The following is a 15,722-nucleotide window of genomic DNA, read 5'->3' as shown; positions in this document are numbered from 1 at the left end:
AACCCCGGAAGGTCACACACCCCGGAATCGATTGATAGCTGTGAGGTGCTTCGCGCGCAGTTCGTGATCGAGGACACCAAGACCTTCTTCCGGCGCAAGGCACAGCACGCCGACCTTGCCCTGGTGCACGTTGCGGTGGACGTCGTGCGCCGCCTGGCCCGTTTCGTCCATTGAGTACACCTTGGACACGGTCGGGTGGATCTTTCCCTTGGCGATCAACCGGTTCGCCTCCCACGCCTCGCGGTAGTTCGCGAAGTGGGACGACAGGATGTGCTTGAGGTTCATCCAGAGGTAGCGGTTGTCGTACTGGTGCATGTACCCGGAGGTCGAGGCGCACGTCACGATCTTGCCGCCCTTGCGCGCCACGAACACCGACGCGCCGAACGTCTCGCGGCCGGGGTGCTCGAACACGATGTCCGGGTCCTCGCCGCCGGTCAGCTCGCGGATCTTCGCGCCGAACCGCTTCCACTCGCGCGGGTCCTGCTCGTGCTCGTTCTTCCAGAACTTGTAGCCCTCGGCCGAGCGGTCGATGATCAGTTCGGCGCCCATGGAACGGACGATCTCCGCCTTCTCGGGCGAGGAGACGACGCAGATGGGCGTGGCGCCGCCGTTCAACGCGAACTGGGTTGCGTACGAACCGAGGCCGCCGGACGCGCCCCAGATCAGGACCGTGTCGCCCTGCTTCATGTTCGCGCCGTTGGTCGACACGAGCTGCCGGTACGCGGTGGAGTTCACGAGACCCGGCGACGCCGCCTCCTCCCACGTGAGGTGCTTGGGCATCGGCATCAGCTGGTTCGACTTCACCAGCGCGAGGTCCGCGAGGCCACCGAAGTTCGTCTCGAAGCCCCAGATCCGCTGCTGCGGGTCGAGCATCGTGTCGTTGTGGCCGTCCGGGGCCTCCAGCGGCACGTCCAGGCAGTGCGCCACGACCCGGTCGCCCGGCTTCCACGCGGTCACGCCGGGCCCGACGCGCACGACGACGCCGGCCAGGTCCGATCCCACGACGTGGTACGGCAGGTCGTGGCGGCCGCCCAGCTTCCGCAGGAACCCGAACGTCGACACCGGCTCGAAGATCGAGGTCCACACGGTGTTGTAGTTGATCGCGGAGGCCATCACGGCGACCAGCGCCTCACCCGGACCGAGCTCCGGCGTGGCGACCTCGTCGACGTGCAGCGACTTGCGCGGGTCTTTGTCCCTCGTCTCAAGGCCTGAGAACATGTCGGCCTCGTCCGCGTGCACGGTCACGCCCCGATAGCTCTCCGGAACGTCCAAGGAACCGATGGCGTCCAGCTCGTCGGCCAGGATCGCGTCAAGGATCTTCTGCACGGCGGCATTCCTTCCCTAGTGAGGGATAGTCGCAGGTTGCCGGAGGTTACTCAGGAGTAACCGATTCAGAATCCCGCTTGTGAGGGATTCCACTCGGAAGAGTTGACCGGGCGGCCAACCAAGGAGGACGATCGGAGGTGTCCGAGAAGGAGGAGGTGGTGGAGATGACCAAGGCGTGGACCAGGTGGCAGGACTGGGCCGAGGTGGCTATCGGCGTGCTGGTGCTGCTGTCTCCGCTCGTCGTGGACACCTCGAACGCGGCCATGTGGACGATGATCGTGCTCGGCGCGCTCATCGCGCTCGACGGGCTCGTCGAGCTCGCACGGCCCGCGATGATCTACGGGGAGTACGTGCAGATGGTGCTCGGAGCACTGCTGTTCATCTCTCCGTGGGTGATGGGCTACAGCGACCTGATGGCGGCCTCGTGGGTCTCCTGGGTCGGTGGTGTGCTCACCATCGCCGCGGGAGCGCTGGCGATGCCCGCCGCGAACGCGGCGCACTCGGCCGCGGCTCAACCGCACTGATCAGCAGGCAGAACTGTGGGCCCGAGAGCTTCCCGGGCCCACACACCCCGTGGAGGCGATGCGTGGAGGATTCGGCCAAGGAGCGCATCCTGGCCGCGGCCGAGGAGCTGTTCGCCGACGGAGGCTTCGACGCCACCCCGACCTCGCGGATCGCCGAACGCGCCGGCGTGCCCAAGGGCCTGGTGCACTACTACTTCAACCGCAAGCAGGACCTGCTCGCCGCCCTGGTCGCGCGCCTGCCGGACAGCACGGTCGACCACCGCCGGGTCGTCGTCGCGGGCGACATCGCGGAGTCGCTCAGGAGGCTCGTCGCCGCGCTCGACGCGCGCTTGAACGCGTCACCGCTGCTCTCGCACCTGTTGTGGCGCGAGGCGGACACGCATTCGGCCGTCCGCGACGCGGTGAGGGCGCGCTACGACAACGTGGCCGCGCAGATCAAGCAGGTCATCCTGGCCGCGGGCGGTGCCGCCGTCGCGATCAAGGACGTCGAGGCGGCCGCGGCCCTCCTCGCGCTGGCCGTGAGCTACCGGCACTCGGTGGCGCGGCACAGCGACGAGGACGACCCGATCGACCGCGAACTGGCGTTCGTGGCTAGTGCGCTGGGGCAGCCGCAGGCTCGACCAGCTCGATGAGCACGCCTCCCGCGTCCTTGGGGTGCACGAAGTTCACCCTGCTGTCGGACGTGCCGCGCTTGGCCGCGTCGTAGAGCAGGCGCAGGCCCTTCGCCCGCAGCGCGTCCGCCGCGGCGTCCACATCGGACACCCGGTAGGCGAGCTGCTGCAGGCCGGGGCCGGAGCGGCCGATGAACTTGGCGATCGTCGAGTCCTCGTTCAGCGGCGCGAGCAGCTGGATCGCGGTGCCGCCGTGGTCGCCGGGCGCGTGCAGCATCGCCTCGCGCACGCCCTGCTCCTCGTTGACCTCCTCGTGGGCCACCTCGAGGCCGAAGTTGTCGCGGTAGAACGCGATGGCCACGTCGAGGTCAGGCACCGCGATGCCGACGTGGTCGATCGCGGTCACGAATCGAGTGAGTTCTGCGTTCATGGTCCGTGAGGGTATCCACGTGATCGGTGCAGGTGCTCCTGTGCGGGGTCTCACACGATTACCGCACGGTAGCCGCCGGTATGGTTCCTTGTTAACGACCGTTCGCTCTTCCAATGGAGGCAGTTGTGTCCGGTTCCGTGATCGTCGCCGGGGCGCGCACCCCGATGGGCCGACTGCTGGGATCGCTCAAGGACTTCTCGGGCGCCCAGCTGGGTGGCGTCGCGATCAAGGCGGCACTGGAACGCGCGGGCGTCGCCCCCGAACAGGTGCAGTACGTGATCATGGGTCAGGTCCTCACCGCCGGCGCGGGCCAGATCCCCGCCCGCCAGGCCGCGGTGGCCGCGGGCATCCCGATGAACGTGCCGGCGCTCACCATCAACAAGGTCTGCCTGTCCGGCATCGACGCGATCGCGCTGGCCGACCAGCTGATCCGCGCCGGCGAGTTCGACGTCGTCGTGGCCGGTGGCCAGGAGTCGATGACCCAGGCGCCGCACCTGCTGCCGAAGACGCGCGGCGGGTTCAAGTACGGCGACGTGACGATGGTCGACCACATGGCGCACGACGGTCTGTTCTGCGCGTTCGACCAGGTCGCGATGGGCGTCTCGACGGAGAAGTACAACGAGCGCTACGGCGTCACGCGCGAGGAGCAGGACGCGTTCTCCGCGCGCTCGCACCAGCTCGCCGCGAAGGCCGCCGAGAACGGTGTCTTCGACGCCGAGATCGCGCCGGTCTCCATCCCGCAGCGCAAGGGCGACCCGATCCAGTTCGCCACCGACGAGGGCGTGCGCGGCGACACGACCGTCGACACGCTCGGCAAGCTGCGCCCGGCTTTCGCGGCGGACGGCACCATCACCGCGGGCTCGGCGTCGCAGATCTCCGACGGCGCGGCGGCCGTGGTCGTGATGAGCAAGGCGAAGGCCGAGGAACTGGGCCTTGAGTGGATCGCGGAGATCGGCGCCCACGGCGTCGTCGCGGGCCCGGACGCCTCGCTGCACGAGCAGCCGTCCAACGCCATCAAGGCCGCGTGCGCCAAGGAGGGCATCGACCCCGCCTCCCTGGACCTCATCGAGATCAACGAGGCGTTCGCGGCGGTCGGCATCGTCTCCACCCGTCAGCTCGGGATCTCCGAGGACAAGGTCAACGTCAACGGCGGCGCCATCGCGCTGGGCCACCCGATCGGCATGTCCGGCGCCCGCATCGCCCTGCACCTCGCTCTCGAGCTGCAGCGGCGCGGCGGTGGCGTGGGTGCCGCGGCGCTGTGCGGTGGTGGTGGTCAGGGCGACGCGCTGATCATCCGCGTGCCCGCCAAGGCCTAGCCTGCGTCTGTGGGCACAGCTGTTGACGTAACAGGACTGGTCGACCGCGCGCGTGACGGCGAGCCGCGCGCGGTCGCCAGGCTGATCTCCCTGGTGGAACAGTCGAGCTCCGCGCTGCCCGAGGTGGCGGCGGCACTCGCGCCCCACACGGGAAACGCCCAGGTCATCGGCCTGACCGGCGCGCCCGGCGTCGGCAAGTCGACCTCCACCAACGCCCTGGTGCGCGCCTACCGCGAGCAGGGCAAGCGCGTCGCGGTCATCGCCGTCGACCCGTCCAGCCCGTTCTCCGGCGGCGCACTGCTGGGCGACCGCGTCCGCATGGGCGACCACGCCACCGACCCCGGCGTCTTCATCCGCTCGATGGCCACCCGCGGCCACCTCGGCGGCCTGTCCTGGGCGACCCCGCAGGCGTTGCGCGTGCTCGACGCCGCCGGCTTCGACGTGGTCCTCGTGGAAACGGTCGGCGTGGGCCAGTCCGAGGTCGAGGTCGTCGCCCTCGCCGACACCACGATCGTGCTCCTCGCACCGGGCATGGGCGACGGCATCCAGGCCGCCAAGGCGGGCATCCTGGAGATCGCCGACGTCTTCGTCGTGAACAAGGCGGACCGCGACGGCGCCGACCAGACCGCGCGAGACCTCAAGTACATGATCTCCCTGGGCCGCCGCGACCGCTCCGGCCCGGCCTGGCGCCCACCGGTCGTGAAGACGGTGGCCGCGCGGATGGAGGGCCTCGACCGCGTCGTGGAGGCGATCGCCGAGCACCATGAGTGGATGACCACCCACGGCGAACTCACCGAACGCCGCCTGCGCCGCGCGGGCGCCGAGATCGAGGCGATCGCCGTGGAACGGGTCCGCACCCGCTTCGGCCCGGTGGACGACCTGGCGAAGCGCGTGGTCTCCGGCGAGCTCGACCCGTTCGCCGCCGCGGAGTTGTTGATCAGCGGTAACCTGCGGTCATGACTGCTTGGGGAGCGCCTCAGCCCGTGGTCCTGGACCTCGGCAAGAGCGACACCCGCAAAGTCCTGATCGGCGGCACGGTGGCCGGCGCCCTGGGCATCCTCGCCCTGGTGGGAGCCGTCACCGCCTTCATGGACGGCGAACCGGTCGGCGGCAGCATCGCGGCCGTCATCGGCATCGCGTTCACCGGCATCGGCGTGATGGCGGTGGTGAAGTGGAAGACGATCTCGCGCCCCCGCAAGCTCGTCATCGAGCAGGGCGGCATCCGCCTCGACGACCCGCAGGGCATGCCGTGGGCGGTGCCCTGGCAGGAACTGGGCGCGATCTCGATCTCCCGAACCCAGGAACGCGCGGTCCAGCTCGCCGACGCCCTGGTCCGCCGGACGTTGGTGCGCGTCGACCTGCACCCGCGCGATCCGCAGCGGTTCCGTCCCGCGCACCCGACGATGGAGCCCCTGTGGGAGTTCCACCGGGTGCAGAACGGGTACCGGCTGCCGCTCGGGGACTCGGCCGGGTTCATCGGGCCGATCGACCACGGGCTGCGGACGTTCGCGCCGCAGATCTACCGCGGGGTGATCGACGAGGGGTTCAGCGTCGGCCTGCACTGAGCCGACACACCTGCTGTCGACGGTGAAGCCACATGACCCGGCTCGACATCGCCGACGCAGACCGGCCCACGCGAACAGGCCACGCGGACCAGCTCGTCCAAACCGGTCCCGCCACCCTCCGAACAAGACATCCCTCTACTCTCAGTAGTCCCAAAGTTCACTGTTTGCAGTGATGCTCTCCCCCTTGACTACTCAGGGGAGTTACCCTCAGTCGTTCGTACGGTGCACTTCTATCCCCCCAAGGGGTGAAGCCGTGGGCGGCAACGTGAGCACAGAACAGCGGGTGCTGGACGTTGTGCTGTCGTTCGCCGAAGACGACACCCTCCCCGATCTCCTCCGCCACGTCGTCGAGTCGGCCTGCGATCTCATCGGCGCCCCCTACGGAGCGTTGGCGGTGATCAACGGCCACAAGGAGCTGGCCGAGTTCACCGCGCAGCACGACGGCCAGGTGCAGATCACGTCCGGTGACCCGCGCTCGATCGGGCCCGCCGACTTCCTGGGCGCTCCGATCAAGGTGCAGGACGAGACGTTCGGCAACCTCTTCCTCAGCGGCAAGGCCGAGTTCACCAGCCAGGACCGCGACATCCTCACCGCACTGGCCACGGCCGCGGGCAGCGCCGTCGGGCACCTGGACCGGTACGAGCGGACGCGCAAGCGTGAGGTGTGGCTGCGGGCCGCTGCCGAGGTGACGACCAGGCTGCTCCTCGGCACGAACGGTCGTGACGCCCTCTACCTCGTGGCGCAGACGGCGCGGAGGACGGCCGGTGCGGACTTCGCCGCCGTCGTCCTGCCCGACCACAACGGGGACCTGGTCATCGAGGTGACCGACGGCGGCCGGTACGACGCCGAAGGCATGCGGGTGCCCAAGGAGGGCACGGTGACGTACCGGGTCTTCGAGTCGGGCATGGGCGAGTGCCACGACGAGGGCACGGTGCCGACGGTGCCGGGTCCGTGCGCCATCGTGCCGCTCACGGTGGGGGAGCGGACCATCGGCGTGCTGATCGTGGCGCGGCCGGAGAACGAGCCCAGCTTCGACGATCCGGACCTCATCGAGGCGTTCGCCGCGCAGGCCGCGCTGGTGCTGGAGTTCACGCGGGCGCGGGGAGACACCGAACGGCTGGCGGTGCTGGAGGACCGCGACCGCATCGCGCGGGACCTGCACGACCTGGTCATCCAGCGGCTGTTCGGGCTGGGGCTCGGGTTGCAGGGGCTGACGGGCATGATCGCGAAGCCACAGGTCACCGAGCGGATCAGCGGGTTCGTGGAGGAGGTCGACCACACGATCCGCGAGATCCGCCGCACCATCTTCTCCCTGCAGGGACCGCCTTCCGGGGGCACGAGTCTGCGCGCGCAGCTGCTCAACGCGGTGCACGAGTCCGCGCGGTTGCTGGGGTTCGAGCCGGACGTGTCGCTCGAGGGGCCGTTGGACACGGTCGTGCCGGACCACGTCAGGCCCGACCTGCTCGCGACGCTGCGAGAAGCGCTCACGAACGTTGTGCGGCACGCGCGAGCGGAGCACGTCGCTGTTGCCGTGAGCGTCGATCGCACCGTGTCGAGTCTTGAGCTCATGGTCAAGGACGACGGCCGTGGCTTGCCGTTGGCTGACGATTCGGCCGGCTCGCCCCACCACGCGGGTGGGCTGGCGAACATGGCGGCTCGGGCGCGGCGTCACCACGGTGACTGCGCGGTCGACTCGATCCCCGGTGCGGGGGTGAGCATCACCTGGTTCGTTCCGCTGGTCCTGCAGGAGGCGAGATGGCGATAGCAGTGCTGTTGGTGGACGACCACGAGATCGTGCGGCGCGGACTCGTCCAGTTGCTGGCGCAGGCGGAGGACATCCACGTCGTCGGCCAGGCGGACAGCGCGACGTCGGCGGTCGCGCAGGCACCGCGGCTCAAGCCCGACGTCGCGATCATCGACGTGCGGTTGCCCGACGGCGACGGCGTCACGGTGTGCCGGGAGATCAAGAGCCTGGTGGACCCGCCGCCCGCGTGCCTGATGCTCACGTCCTACTCGGACGACGAGGCGCTGTTCGGCGCGATCATGGCGGGCGCCTCCGGGTACATGCTGAAGGAGGTGTCCGGCAACGACCTCGTCGCCGCCGTCCGCACCCTCGCCGCGGGCGGGTCGCTGCTGCACGCCGGCGTCACGGCGACCGTCCTGCAACGGCTGCGCGGCGGCCCCGAGGAGGATCCGCGTTACGCCGCACTGAGTCCGCAGGAACGCCGCATCCTCGACCTCATCGCCGAGGGCATGACGAACCGGCAGATCGCGAACCGCCTGTTCCTCGCCGAGAAGACCGTCAAGAACTACGTGTCGTCGCTGCTGCACAAGCTCGGGTTCGACCGCCGCACCGAGGCGGGTGTGTACGCGGCTCGCCGCAGACGCACCCACCCCGGCACGTTCTGATCGATCACCAACCGGCTCGAACCGCGAGCTCCCGCGCCTTCACGAGCGGGTTGCCCGTGCTCTCACCCGGTGCCGGCAGCGGCACGCCCGGACAGCTCAGGTCCCTCGGCGGCACCACGCCGTCGACGAGGTAGCTCTCCACCACGTCGCCGACGCAGTCGTTGCCGAACCCGTAGATGCCGTGGTCGCCCTCGTCGCGCACGGTCAGCATGCGCGAGCCGGCGAAACCGGCGTGTGCCCGTTGCGCGCCCGCGAGAGGCGTCGCCGGGTCGCGCACCGACTGCACCATCAACGCGGACGCGACACCGGCACCGTTGGGGCGCTTCAGCTTCAGGTTCGGCCGGTCCCACCACGCACAGGGACCGGTGATCTGATAACCGCCGACGAGCGAGTAGCGCTGGACGCTCCTGGTGCCCTCGCGCTCCAGCGACCTCCGGTCCCCGCGGAACGGGGTGTCGTTGCACAGCACCGACATCTGGGTGCCCATGACCGAGTCCGGGTACTGCTTCGGGGCGGCCAGGGTCATCGGTGTCGTGCCCGCGATCAGGGCGACCAGCTGCGCGGTCCCCTCGAACGAGTCCTTGCTGTACAGGCCGGTGAAGATCAACGCGTCCAGCAGGACCGGCGTGACGACCGTGCCGTCCGGCAACGTCACGGGCTGTTCGACGAGCCGTGCGCGCGTCTTCTCGTAGTTCTGGCGCACCTCCTCCGCGGTCTTGCCGAGCCCGAACACGTTGTCGTACTTCGCGACCCACGGCAGGAAGTCGACGCGGAACCGGAGTTCCGACCCCGCCGGCAGGTTGTCGAACACCGTCTGCCACGACTCGGTGAACTCGGTGTTGGAGTCGAGCACGATCTTGTCGAGCGTCTTCGGGAAGTACGTGGCGTAGTGGGCTCCCATCCAGCTGCCCGCCGAGTACCCGAGCCAGCTGACCTTCTCGCGGCCGAGGACCTGTCGGAACAGGTCGAGGTCGCGCACGGTCTGCTCGGTATTGACGTACCGGCCGAACTCGCCGGACTTGGCCTGGCAGAACTTCGCCTGCAACTCCATGCCGCCGTAGAGCAGGTCGAGGTTCGCCTTGCTGCGGTCGCGCCAGTCGGTGGCGAGCCGGTGCTGGTAGCCGCCGCACGTGGCGTTGTCGCTGGCGCCGGTGCCCCGCACGTCGATGCCGTAGACCTCGGCGTTCTCGCTGAGCTTCGGCCGGTTCAGGTAGACCAGCGGCAACGTGCGCCCCGCGCCGCCCGGCCCGCCCGGGTTGGTGAAGACCGCGGTCTTCGCCTTGCCGTTCAACGGGACCGTGCGGCTGACGGCGATGGTGACGGTCTTGCCGTTGCGCGGGTTGTGCCAGTCCATCGGAGCGGTGAACTCGCCGCACTGCAGTCGTTCGAAACCGGGTTGGTCAGTGCACTGGCGCCACTGGACCTCCTGGTTCGCGAACGCGGTGCCGGCGACGGCCTGCGGTGCCACCAGGAGCGAGGTGGCGACGGTCGCGGCGGTCAGGGCCGCCAGGCGCCTCACCAGCCGAGCCTGACGGCGAGGTCGCGGGCCTGCTCCAGCGGTCCTGCCTGCTGCTGACCCGGTTCGGGCAGCGGGACTCCGGGGCAGGACAGGTCGCGCGGCGGCGTCACGCGGTCGACGAGGTAGCGCTCGACGACGTCGTTGACGCAGGCGTTGTCGAACCCGTAGATGCCGTGGTCACCCTCGTTCTCCACGGTCAGCATCCGCGATCCGGCGAACCCGGCGTGGGCCCGGCGCGCGCCCTCGATCGGGGTCGGCGCGTCCCGCTCGGACTGCACCATCAACGTCGGCGCGACCCCGATCCCGGTGGGCTGCCTGAGGTTCACGTCCGGCCGGTCCCAGAACGCGCAGGGCCCCATGACCTGGTAGTAGCCGAGCAACGGCCACTTGGCGCCGTCCCGCGCCGCGTCGCGCTCGAGGAACCTGCGGTCGCCGCGGAACTCCGTGTCGTTGCACAGGATGGAGTGGCGGGTGGAGACCGCCGCGTCCGGGTAGCTCGCCTGCGCGGTGATCGGCGCCGGCACCGTGCCCGCCAGTTCGGCGAGCTTGCGCGCGGCGCCGTCGAACGCGTACTTGCTGTACTGGCCCTGGACGAGCACCAGGTCCAGCGTGACCGGGTAGTACGTGCCGTCGGGCAGCGTGACGGGCTGCTGGGCGAGCTTCGCACGCGTCCGCTCGTAGGTCTGCCGCACCTCCTCGCCGGTCTTGCCGAGGTGGAAGACGTTGTCGTGCTTGGCCACCCACGGCGCGAAGTCGACGCGGAACCGCCGCTCGAAGCCCAGGCCGAAGTCGCCGAACACCGTCTGCCACGGCGCGGTGAACTCGGTGTTGGAGTCGAGCACGATCTTGTCGAGCGTCTTCGGGAAGTAGGTGGCGTAGTAGGCGCCCATCCAGCTGCCCCCGGAGTACCCGAGCCAGTCGACCTTCTTGCGCCCCAGCACCTGGCGCAGCAGGTCCAGGTCCTTCACGGTCTGCTCGGTGGTGATGAACCTGCCGAGCTCACCGGACTTGGTCTGGCAGAACTTCGCCTGCAGCTCCATGCCGCCGTAGAGCAGGTCGAGGTTGGCCCTGCTGCGGTCGCGCGGGTCCGTCGAGCCCAGCGTGTCGAACCCGCCGCAGGTGACGTTGCTGCTCGCCCCCGTGCCGCGCACGTCGATGCCGTAGATCTCCGCGTTCTCACTGAGCTTCGGCCGGTTCAGATAGACCAGCGGCAACGTCCTGCCCTCGCCACCGGGTCCGCCCGGGTTGGTGAAGACCGCGGTCTTCGCCTTGCCGTTCAACGGGACGGTGCGGCTGACCGCGATGGTGACGGTCTTGCCGTTGCGCGGGTTGTTCCAGTCCATCGGCGCCGTGAAGCTGCCGCACTGGAGTCGCTCGAAGCCGGGCTCGTCGGTGCACTTCTGCCAGGCGATCTGCTGCGCGGCGAAACCGCTCGCGTGCGCCTGTGGTGCGATCAGCAGTGAAGTCCCCGTGACGACGGCCAAAGCCGCCGCGATCTTCCTGCGGTGCATGTGTTTCCCCCTTACCAACCGAGCTGGGTGGCGAACTGCTGTGCCGTGGCGAGCGAGGTGCCGGAGCTCTGTCCGGGTGCGGGCAGCGGAACGCCGGGGCACGTGAGGTCCTTGGCCGGCGTGACGCCGTCGACCAGGTAGCGCTCGACGACGTCGTCGACGCACGCGTTGCCGAACCCGTAGATGCCGTGGTCACCCTCGCCCTCGACGGTGAGCAGCACGGAACCCTTGAAGTTCCGGTGCGCCCGTTGCGCCTGCTCGAGCGGCGTCGCCGGGTCGCGCACCGACTGCACCATCAGCGTCGGTGCGACACCGGTCCCGGTGGGCTGCTTGAGCTTGATGTTCGGCCGGTCCCAGAAGGCGCACGGGCCGGCGATCTGCGTGTAGCCGACGAGCGGCCACTTGGCGCCGTCCCGCGCGCCGTCGCGCTCCAGGTACTTCCGGTCGCCGTGGAACGGCGTGTCGTTGCAGAGGATCGAGTACGCGGTGCCCAGCTGGGCGTCCGGGTAGCTGGCCAGCGCGTTCATCCGCGCGGGCACCGCACCGGCCAGTTCCGCGAACGTCTGAGCGCCACTGGCGAAGCTGTCCTTGCTGTAGAGCGTGCCCCGCAGCAACAGGTCGAGCGTCACGCCGTTGTACACGCCTTCCGGTCGCGTGACGGGCTGCTCGTTCAGCGCGGCGCGGGTGCGTTCGTAGGACCGGCGCACCTCCTCGCCGGTCTTGCCGAGGTGGTAGACGTCGTCGTACTTCGCCACCCACGGCAGGAAGTCGACGCGGAACCGGCGTTCGAAGGCCATGCCCCAGTCGTCGAAGATCGGCTGCCACGGCAGGGTCCAGTCGACGTTCGAGTCGAGCACGATCCTGTCGAGGGTCTTGGGGAAGTAGGTGGCGTAGTACGCGCCCATCCAGCTGCCGCCGGAGTAGCCGAGCCAGCTGACCTTCTTCTTGCCGAGCACCTGGCGCAGCAGGTCCAGGTCCTTCACCGTCTGGTCGGTGGAGACGTACCGGCCGAACTCGCCGGACTTGGTCTGGCAGAACTTCGCGAGCAGCTCCATGCCGCCGTAGAGCAGGTCGAGGTTCGCCTTGCTGCGATCGCGCGGATCGACCTGGCCGTCGGTGTTGAAGCTGCCGCAGGTGACGTTGCTGCTCGCGCCCGTGCCGCGCACGTCGATGCCGATGATCTCGGCGTTCTCGCTGAGCCTGGGTCGCTCCAGGTAGAGCAGCGGCATCGTGCGGCCGGGGCCTCCCGGACCGCCGGGGTTGGTGAAGACCGTGGACTTCGCCGTGCCGTTCTTCGGCGTGAGCCGGCTGACGGCGATGGTGATCGTCTTGCCGTTGCGCGGGTTGTTCCAGTCCATCGGCGCCGTGAAGCTGCCGCACTCCAGCCGTTCCGAACCCGCGGGGAATCCCGGCGGCGGAGTGTCGAAGCACTTCTGCCATTCGATCCGCTGGACCGGTTCCGCGAGCGCCTGCGGTGCGATGAGCAGCGATGACGCCGTGACGACGGCGAGCGCCGCCGCGATTTTCCTTCGTGACATCCGAGCCCCCTCCAATGTCCACCCAGCTCATCGCTTTCCAGGGGGTGGCAGCATCGGCCTTAAGGAGGCAAACGGGTACGACTCTCGTCTTACGCCGTTGCGGGCAAACCCTGATGACGTACGTCATGGAACGCACCAGGGCCGCCCCCGGTGGGGACGGCCCCGGTGTCGACCGGTCGGATCAGCAGGACTGCTTGTAGAAGTACTTCTCGTTGGCCGCCGCGTCGTCCTTGGTGATGGCGACGAGGTCCGTCTCGATGTTGCGCTTGTTCTCCTTGCCCTCGATCGCGGCCAGGGCCTGCTCGACGCCCTGCTTGCCGATCGTGGCCGGGTCCTGCGCGATCAGGGCCTGCACGGTGCCCGCCTTCAGGTCCTCCACCTGCTTCGGCGAGGCGTCGAAGCCGACCAGGTTCACCGCGCCGGTCTTGCCCGCGTTGCGCAGACCGGTCGCCGCGCCCTCACCCGTGTTGAGGTTCGTCGCGAACACCCCGATCAGGTCCGGGTTCGCGGCCAGGGTCGCGGTGACCTTCGAGGCCGCGGTGGCGGGCTCGTTGTCGGTGTACTGCTGGCCGATGTACTTGAGGTTCGGGAAGGCCTTGATGGCGTCCTCGAAGCCCTTGGCGCGCGCGTCGGTCGTGGACGTGCCGGCCTTGGTGTTGAGCACCAGCACCGAGCCGGACTTACCGGCGGCGAGCTTGTTCAGCGTCTCGGCGGCGAGCTTGCCGCCCTGCTCGTTGTTGGAGGAGATGGACGAGACGCCGATCGAGGTGTCCTGGAGCTTGGTGTCGACCTCGACGACCTTGATGCCCGCGTCCTTGAGCGACTTCATCGGGCCCGCCATGGCCTTGTCGTCGGTCGGCGCGATGAGCACCGCGGCGGGCTTGGACGCCAGGATGCCGGTGACGATCGGGGTCTGCTGGGCCGCGTCGAACTTCGCCGGGGCCTGCGTGTCGAACTCGTAGCCCGCGGCCTTCGCCGCCTGCTCGAAACCGCACTGCATCGAGATGTAGAACGGCTCGGCCGTGATGCCGGGGATCAGCACCAGCTTCTTGTTCGCGGCCGAGTTCTGAGAGTTCGAGTCACCGATCTGCCCACCCCCGCCACACGCGGCGAGCAGGAAGGCGGCGGAGACGACCACTGCGGAGCGGATCTTCATTGGTCCACCTTTCCCTAACGTTGGTTGCGCGCCCGCCGCCGCGTCTGGTCCAGCCACACGGCGGCCACCAGCACGATCGCCACCGCGATCGGCTGCCAGAACTCCCTCACCCCGATGATCACGAGGCCCTTCTCCAGCACCGCCGGGATGAACACGCCGAACACCGTGCCCACCACCGAGCCCGTGCCGCCGAAGATGCTCGTCCCGCCCAGGACGACGGCGGCGATCGCGTTCAGGTTGTCCGTCTCGTGGCCGGTGACGACCGCGACGCGGAAGAACGCGTTGCCCATGAACCCCGCGAGACCGGCCAGCGTGCCCGCGAGCAGGTACACCTTCGTGAGGTGGCCCCGCACCGAGATGCCGACGCGCCGGGCCGCTTCCTCGTTCGACCCGACCGCGTACGTGTAGCGGCCGAAACGCGTGGTGGACAACAGGAGTGCGCCGAGCGCCGTGACGACGGCGGCCACGATCACGATGTTCGGGATGCCGAAGTACGTGCCGGAGCCGAAGGTGCGGTTGAGCCTGTCCGGGATGCCCGACACGTTGGAACCGTTGTTGAGCAACAGGGCCGCGCCCTGCGCCGCGCCGAACGAGCCGAGCGTCACGATCAGCGGCGGGATCTTCGCCCGCGAGATCAGCAGGCCGTTGAGCAGGCCCCAGACCGCGCCGCTGACGAGCGCGACCAGCAGGCCGAACCCGATGACACCCCAGCCCGCGTTCGTCGCGTCACCGCCGGACACCACGTTCATCGCCAGCGCGGACGAGACGCTCGCGAACACCAGCACCGAGCCGACGGACAGGTCGATGCCGGACGTGATGATCACGAACGTCATGCCGACCGACAGCACCAGCAGCACGGCGGTCTCCGCGAGCAGGAACTGCAGCGTGGTCACCTGGAAGACCGCGTCCGGGCGGATCGCGCCGAACGCGGCGACCAGCACCAGCAGCACCAGGCCGATCCACAGCGTGTTCGCGCCGGTCAGCCGCCTGATCAACGGCGTGCGCCGCTCGTCCGGCAGAGATGACATCGTTGTCTTCTCATCGGTGGTCATTGGTCGGCGTCCTCCTGGGTGAGCGCGCCGGTCATCGCGCCGACGAGCTCTTCGACGCTGGTGTCCGAGGCCTTGAAGCGGGCCACGCGACGGCCGAGGCGCAGCACCTCGACGCGGTCGGAGACCGACAGGACCTCGGGCATGTTGTGGGAGATCAGCACGACGGCGATGCCCTCGTCGCGGACGCGCTTGATCACGTCCAGCACGCGTTCCCGTTGCACCACACCGAGTGCGGCCGTCGGCTCGTCCATGAACACGAGCTTCGACGCCCACGCCACGGACCGCGCGACCGCGACGGACTGCCGCTGACCACCGGACAGCGCGGCGATCGGCACGTCGATGCTCTGCAACGTCGCGCCGAACCGGGTGAAGTGCTCGGACGCCTGCCTGCGCATGGCCTTCTTGTCGAGCACGCCGAAGAAGCCGAGCACGCCGGGTTTGAGGATCTCCCTGCCCAGGAACATGTTCGCGGCCGGGTCGAGGTCCGGCGCGACCGCCAGGTCCTGGAACACCGTCTCGATGCCGCGGTCGCGGGCGTCGTTGGGGGAGCTCAGGTGCAGCGGCTCGCCGTCGAACGTGAGCGTGCCGCTGGTGGGCTGCTCCACCCCGGAGAGGCATTTCACCAGGGTGGACTTGCCCGCGCCGTTGTCGCCGATCAGCGACACGACCTCGCCGGGGTAGGCGGTGAACGAGGCACCGCGGAGGGCTTCCACGGTGCCGTAGTTCTTCGTGAGATCACGAGCCTCCAGCAGCGGCCGGCTCATC

General features: G+C 69.2%; 15 protein-coding genes. 7 read left to right on the top strand and 8 right to left on the bottom strand.

What is annotated here, in order from left to right; all coding sequences use genetic code 11:
• Positions 1–12: 12 nt before the first annotated feature.
• Positions 13–1,326 (bottom strand): crotonyl-CoA carboxylase/reductase, encoded by a 1,314-nt coding sequence (ccrA, locus tag BMY74_RS28525; protein WP_089921549.1) that lies wholly within the window; start codon positions 1,324–1,326, stop codon positions 13–15.
• Between the two features lie 164 nt (positions 1,327–1,490).
• Here ccrA and BMY74_RS28520 point away from each other — a divergent pair, with 164 nt between their 5' ends.
• Complete coding sequence (locus BMY74_RS28520; protein ID WP_089921752.1) at positions 1,491–1,850, top strand: SPW repeat protein; 360 nt, start codon at positions 1,491–1,493, stop codon at positions 1,848–1,850.
• Between the two features lie 62 nt (positions 1,851–1,912).
• Positions 1,913–2,482 carry a TetR/AcrR family transcriptional regulator gene (locus BMY74_RS28515; protein WP_089921548.1) on the top strand — a complete coding sequence of 190 codons (570 nt, stop codon included), beginning with the start codon at positions 1,913–1,915 and terminating at the stop codon, positions 2,480–2,482.
• Here BMY74_RS28515 and mce read toward each other — a convergent pair.
• Positions 2,442–2,891, bottom strand: coding sequence for a methylmalonyl-CoA epimerase (gene mce / locus BMY74_RS28510; RefSeq protein ID WP_089921547.1), 450 nt, complete (start codon positions 2,889–2,891; stop codon positions 2,442–2,444). The two genes, BMY74_RS28515 and mce, sit on opposite strands and share 41 nt — an antisense overlap.
• Positions 2,892–3,016: 125 nt before the next feature.
• On the opposite strand from mce, the gene BMY74_RS28505 reads away from it, so the two are divergent.
• The 5 genes from BMY74_RS28505 to BMY74_RS28485 all read left to right on the top strand — a co-directional run bounded on the left by BMY74_RS28505 (position 3,017) and on the right by BMY74_RS28485 (position 8,181).
• Positions 3,017–4,207 carry an acetyl-CoA C-acetyltransferase gene (locus BMY74_RS28505; protein ID WP_089921546.1) on the top strand — a complete coding sequence of 397 codons (1,191 nt, stop codon included), beginning with the start codon at positions 3,017–3,019 and terminating at the stop codon, positions 4,205–4,207.
• A gap of 9 nt (positions 4,208–4,216) precedes the next feature.
• A complete protein-coding gene (meaB, locus tag BMY74_RS28500) occupies positions 4,217–5,167 on the top strand; it encodes a methylmalonyl Co-A mutase-associated GTPase MeaB (protein WP_089921545.1) in 951 nt (316 codons plus the stop codon).
• Positions 5,164–5,772: a hypothetical protein gene (locus BMY74_RS28495; RefSeq protein ID WP_089921544.1), complete on the top strand. Its 609-nt coding sequence runs from the start codon at positions 5,164–5,166 to the stop codon at positions 5,770–5,772. Before meaB ends, BMY74_RS28495 begins: the two co-directional genes overlap by 4 nt.
• 265 nt (positions 5,773–6,037) lie before the next feature.
• Entirely contained in the window at positions 6,038–7,537 is a 1,500-nt protein-coding gene (locus tag BMY74_RS28490; RefSeq protein ID WP_177229965.1) for a sensor histidine kinase, read from the top strand.
• Entirely contained in the window at positions 7,528–8,181 is a 654-nt protein-coding gene (locus BMY74_RS28485; RefSeq protein ID WP_089921542.1) for a response regulator, read from the top strand. Before BMY74_RS28490 ends, BMY74_RS28485 begins: the two co-directional genes overlap by 10 nt.
• A 4-nt stretch (positions 8,182–8,185) precedes the next feature.
• Here the strand turns inward: BMY74_RS28485 and BMY74_RS28480 are convergent, their stop codons facing one another.
• The 6 genes from BMY74_RS28480 to BMY74_RS28455 all read right to left on the bottom strand — a co-directional run bounded on the left by BMY74_RS28480 (position 8,186) and on the right by BMY74_RS28455 (position 15,721).
• The gene (locus BMY74_RS28480; RefSeq protein ID WP_089921541.1) at positions 8,186–9,700 is read right to left on the bottom strand and encodes an alpha/beta hydrolase; all 1,515 of its coding nucleotides are present in this window, start codon (positions 9,698–9,700) and stop codon (positions 8,186–8,188) included.
• Entirely contained in the window at positions 9,697–11,211 is a 1,515-nt protein-coding gene (locus BMY74_RS28475; RefSeq protein WP_089921540.1) for an alpha/beta hydrolase, read from the bottom strand. Before BMY74_RS28475 ends, BMY74_RS28480 begins: the two co-directional genes overlap by 4 nt.
• Before the next feature lie 11 nt (positions 11,212–11,222).
• Entirely contained in the window at positions 11,223–12,749 is a 1,527-nt protein-coding gene (locus tag BMY74_RS28470; protein WP_089921539.1) for an alpha/beta hydrolase, read from the bottom strand.
• 181 nt (positions 12,750–12,930) lie between these two features.
• Positions 12,931–13,905 carry an ABC transporter substrate-binding protein gene (locus BMY74_RS28465; protein ID WP_089921538.1) on the bottom strand — a complete coding sequence of 325 codons (975 nt, stop codon included), beginning with the start codon at positions 13,903–13,905 and terminating at the stop codon, positions 12,931–12,933.
• Between the two features lie 14 nt (positions 13,906–13,919).
• A complete protein-coding gene (locus BMY74_RS28460; protein WP_425434865.1) occupies positions 13,920–14,933 on the bottom strand; it encodes an ABC transporter permease in 1,014 nt (337 codons plus the stop codon).
• A 20-nt stretch (positions 14,934–14,953) separates the two neighbouring features.
• On the bottom strand, positions 14,954–15,721 hold the full coding sequence (locus BMY74_RS28455; protein WP_089921536.1) for an ATP-binding cassette domain-containing protein: 768 nt from the start codon (positions 15,719–15,721) through the stop codon (positions 14,954–14,956).
• Position 15,722: the final 1 nt, after the last annotated feature.

This window comes from Lentzea albida, from assembly GCF_900111005.1.
Lineage (GTDB): Bacteria > Actinomycetota > Actinomycetes > Mycobacteriales > Pseudonocardiaceae > Lentzea > Lentzea albida.
Note: the sequence above shows the minus strand (reverse complement) of the source record. Positions and strands in the feature narration are given on the sequence as shown.

What these genes read in the sequence shown, in the direction of transcription:
- BMY74_RS28520 (WP_089921752.1), top strand. Translation starts at nt 1,491, where the DNA reads ATGACCAAGGCGTGGACCAGGTGGCAGGACTGGGCCGAGGTGGCTATC.
- mce (WP_089921547.1), bottom strand. Translation starts at nt 2,891, where the DNA reads ATGAACGCAGAACTCACTCGATTCGTGACCGCGATCGACCACGTCGGC.
- BMY74_RS28495 (WP_089921544.1), top strand. Translation starts at nt 5,164, where the DNA reads ATGACTGCTTGGGGAGCGCCTCAGCCCGTGGTCCTGGACCTCGGCAAG.
- BMY74_RS28485 (WP_089921542.1), top strand. Translation starts at nt 7,528, where the DNA reads ATGGCGATAGCAGTGCTGTTGGTGGACGACCACGAGATCGTGCGGCGC.
- BMY74_RS28475 (WP_089921540.1), bottom strand. Translation starts at nt 11,211, where the DNA reads ATGCACCGCAGGAAGATCGCGGCGGCTTTGGCCGTCGTCACGGGGACT.
- BMY74_RS28470 (WP_089921539.1), bottom strand. Translation starts at nt 12,749, where the DNA reads ATGTCACGAAGGAAAATCGCGGCGGCGCTCGCCGTCGTCACGGCGTCA.
- BMY74_RS28465 (WP_089921538.1), bottom strand. Translation starts at nt 13,905, where the DNA reads ATGAAGATCCGCTCCGCAGTGGTCGTCTCCGCCGCCTTCCTGCTCGCC.
- BMY74_RS28460 (WP_425434865.1), bottom strand. Translation starts at nt 14,933, where the DNA reads ATGTCATCTCTGCCGGACGAGCGGCGCACGCCGTTGATCAGGCGGCTG.
- BMY74_RS28455 (WP_089921536.1), bottom strand. Translation starts at nt 15,721, where the DNA reads ATGAGCCGGCCGCTGCTGGAGGCTCGTGATCTCACGAAGAACTACGGC.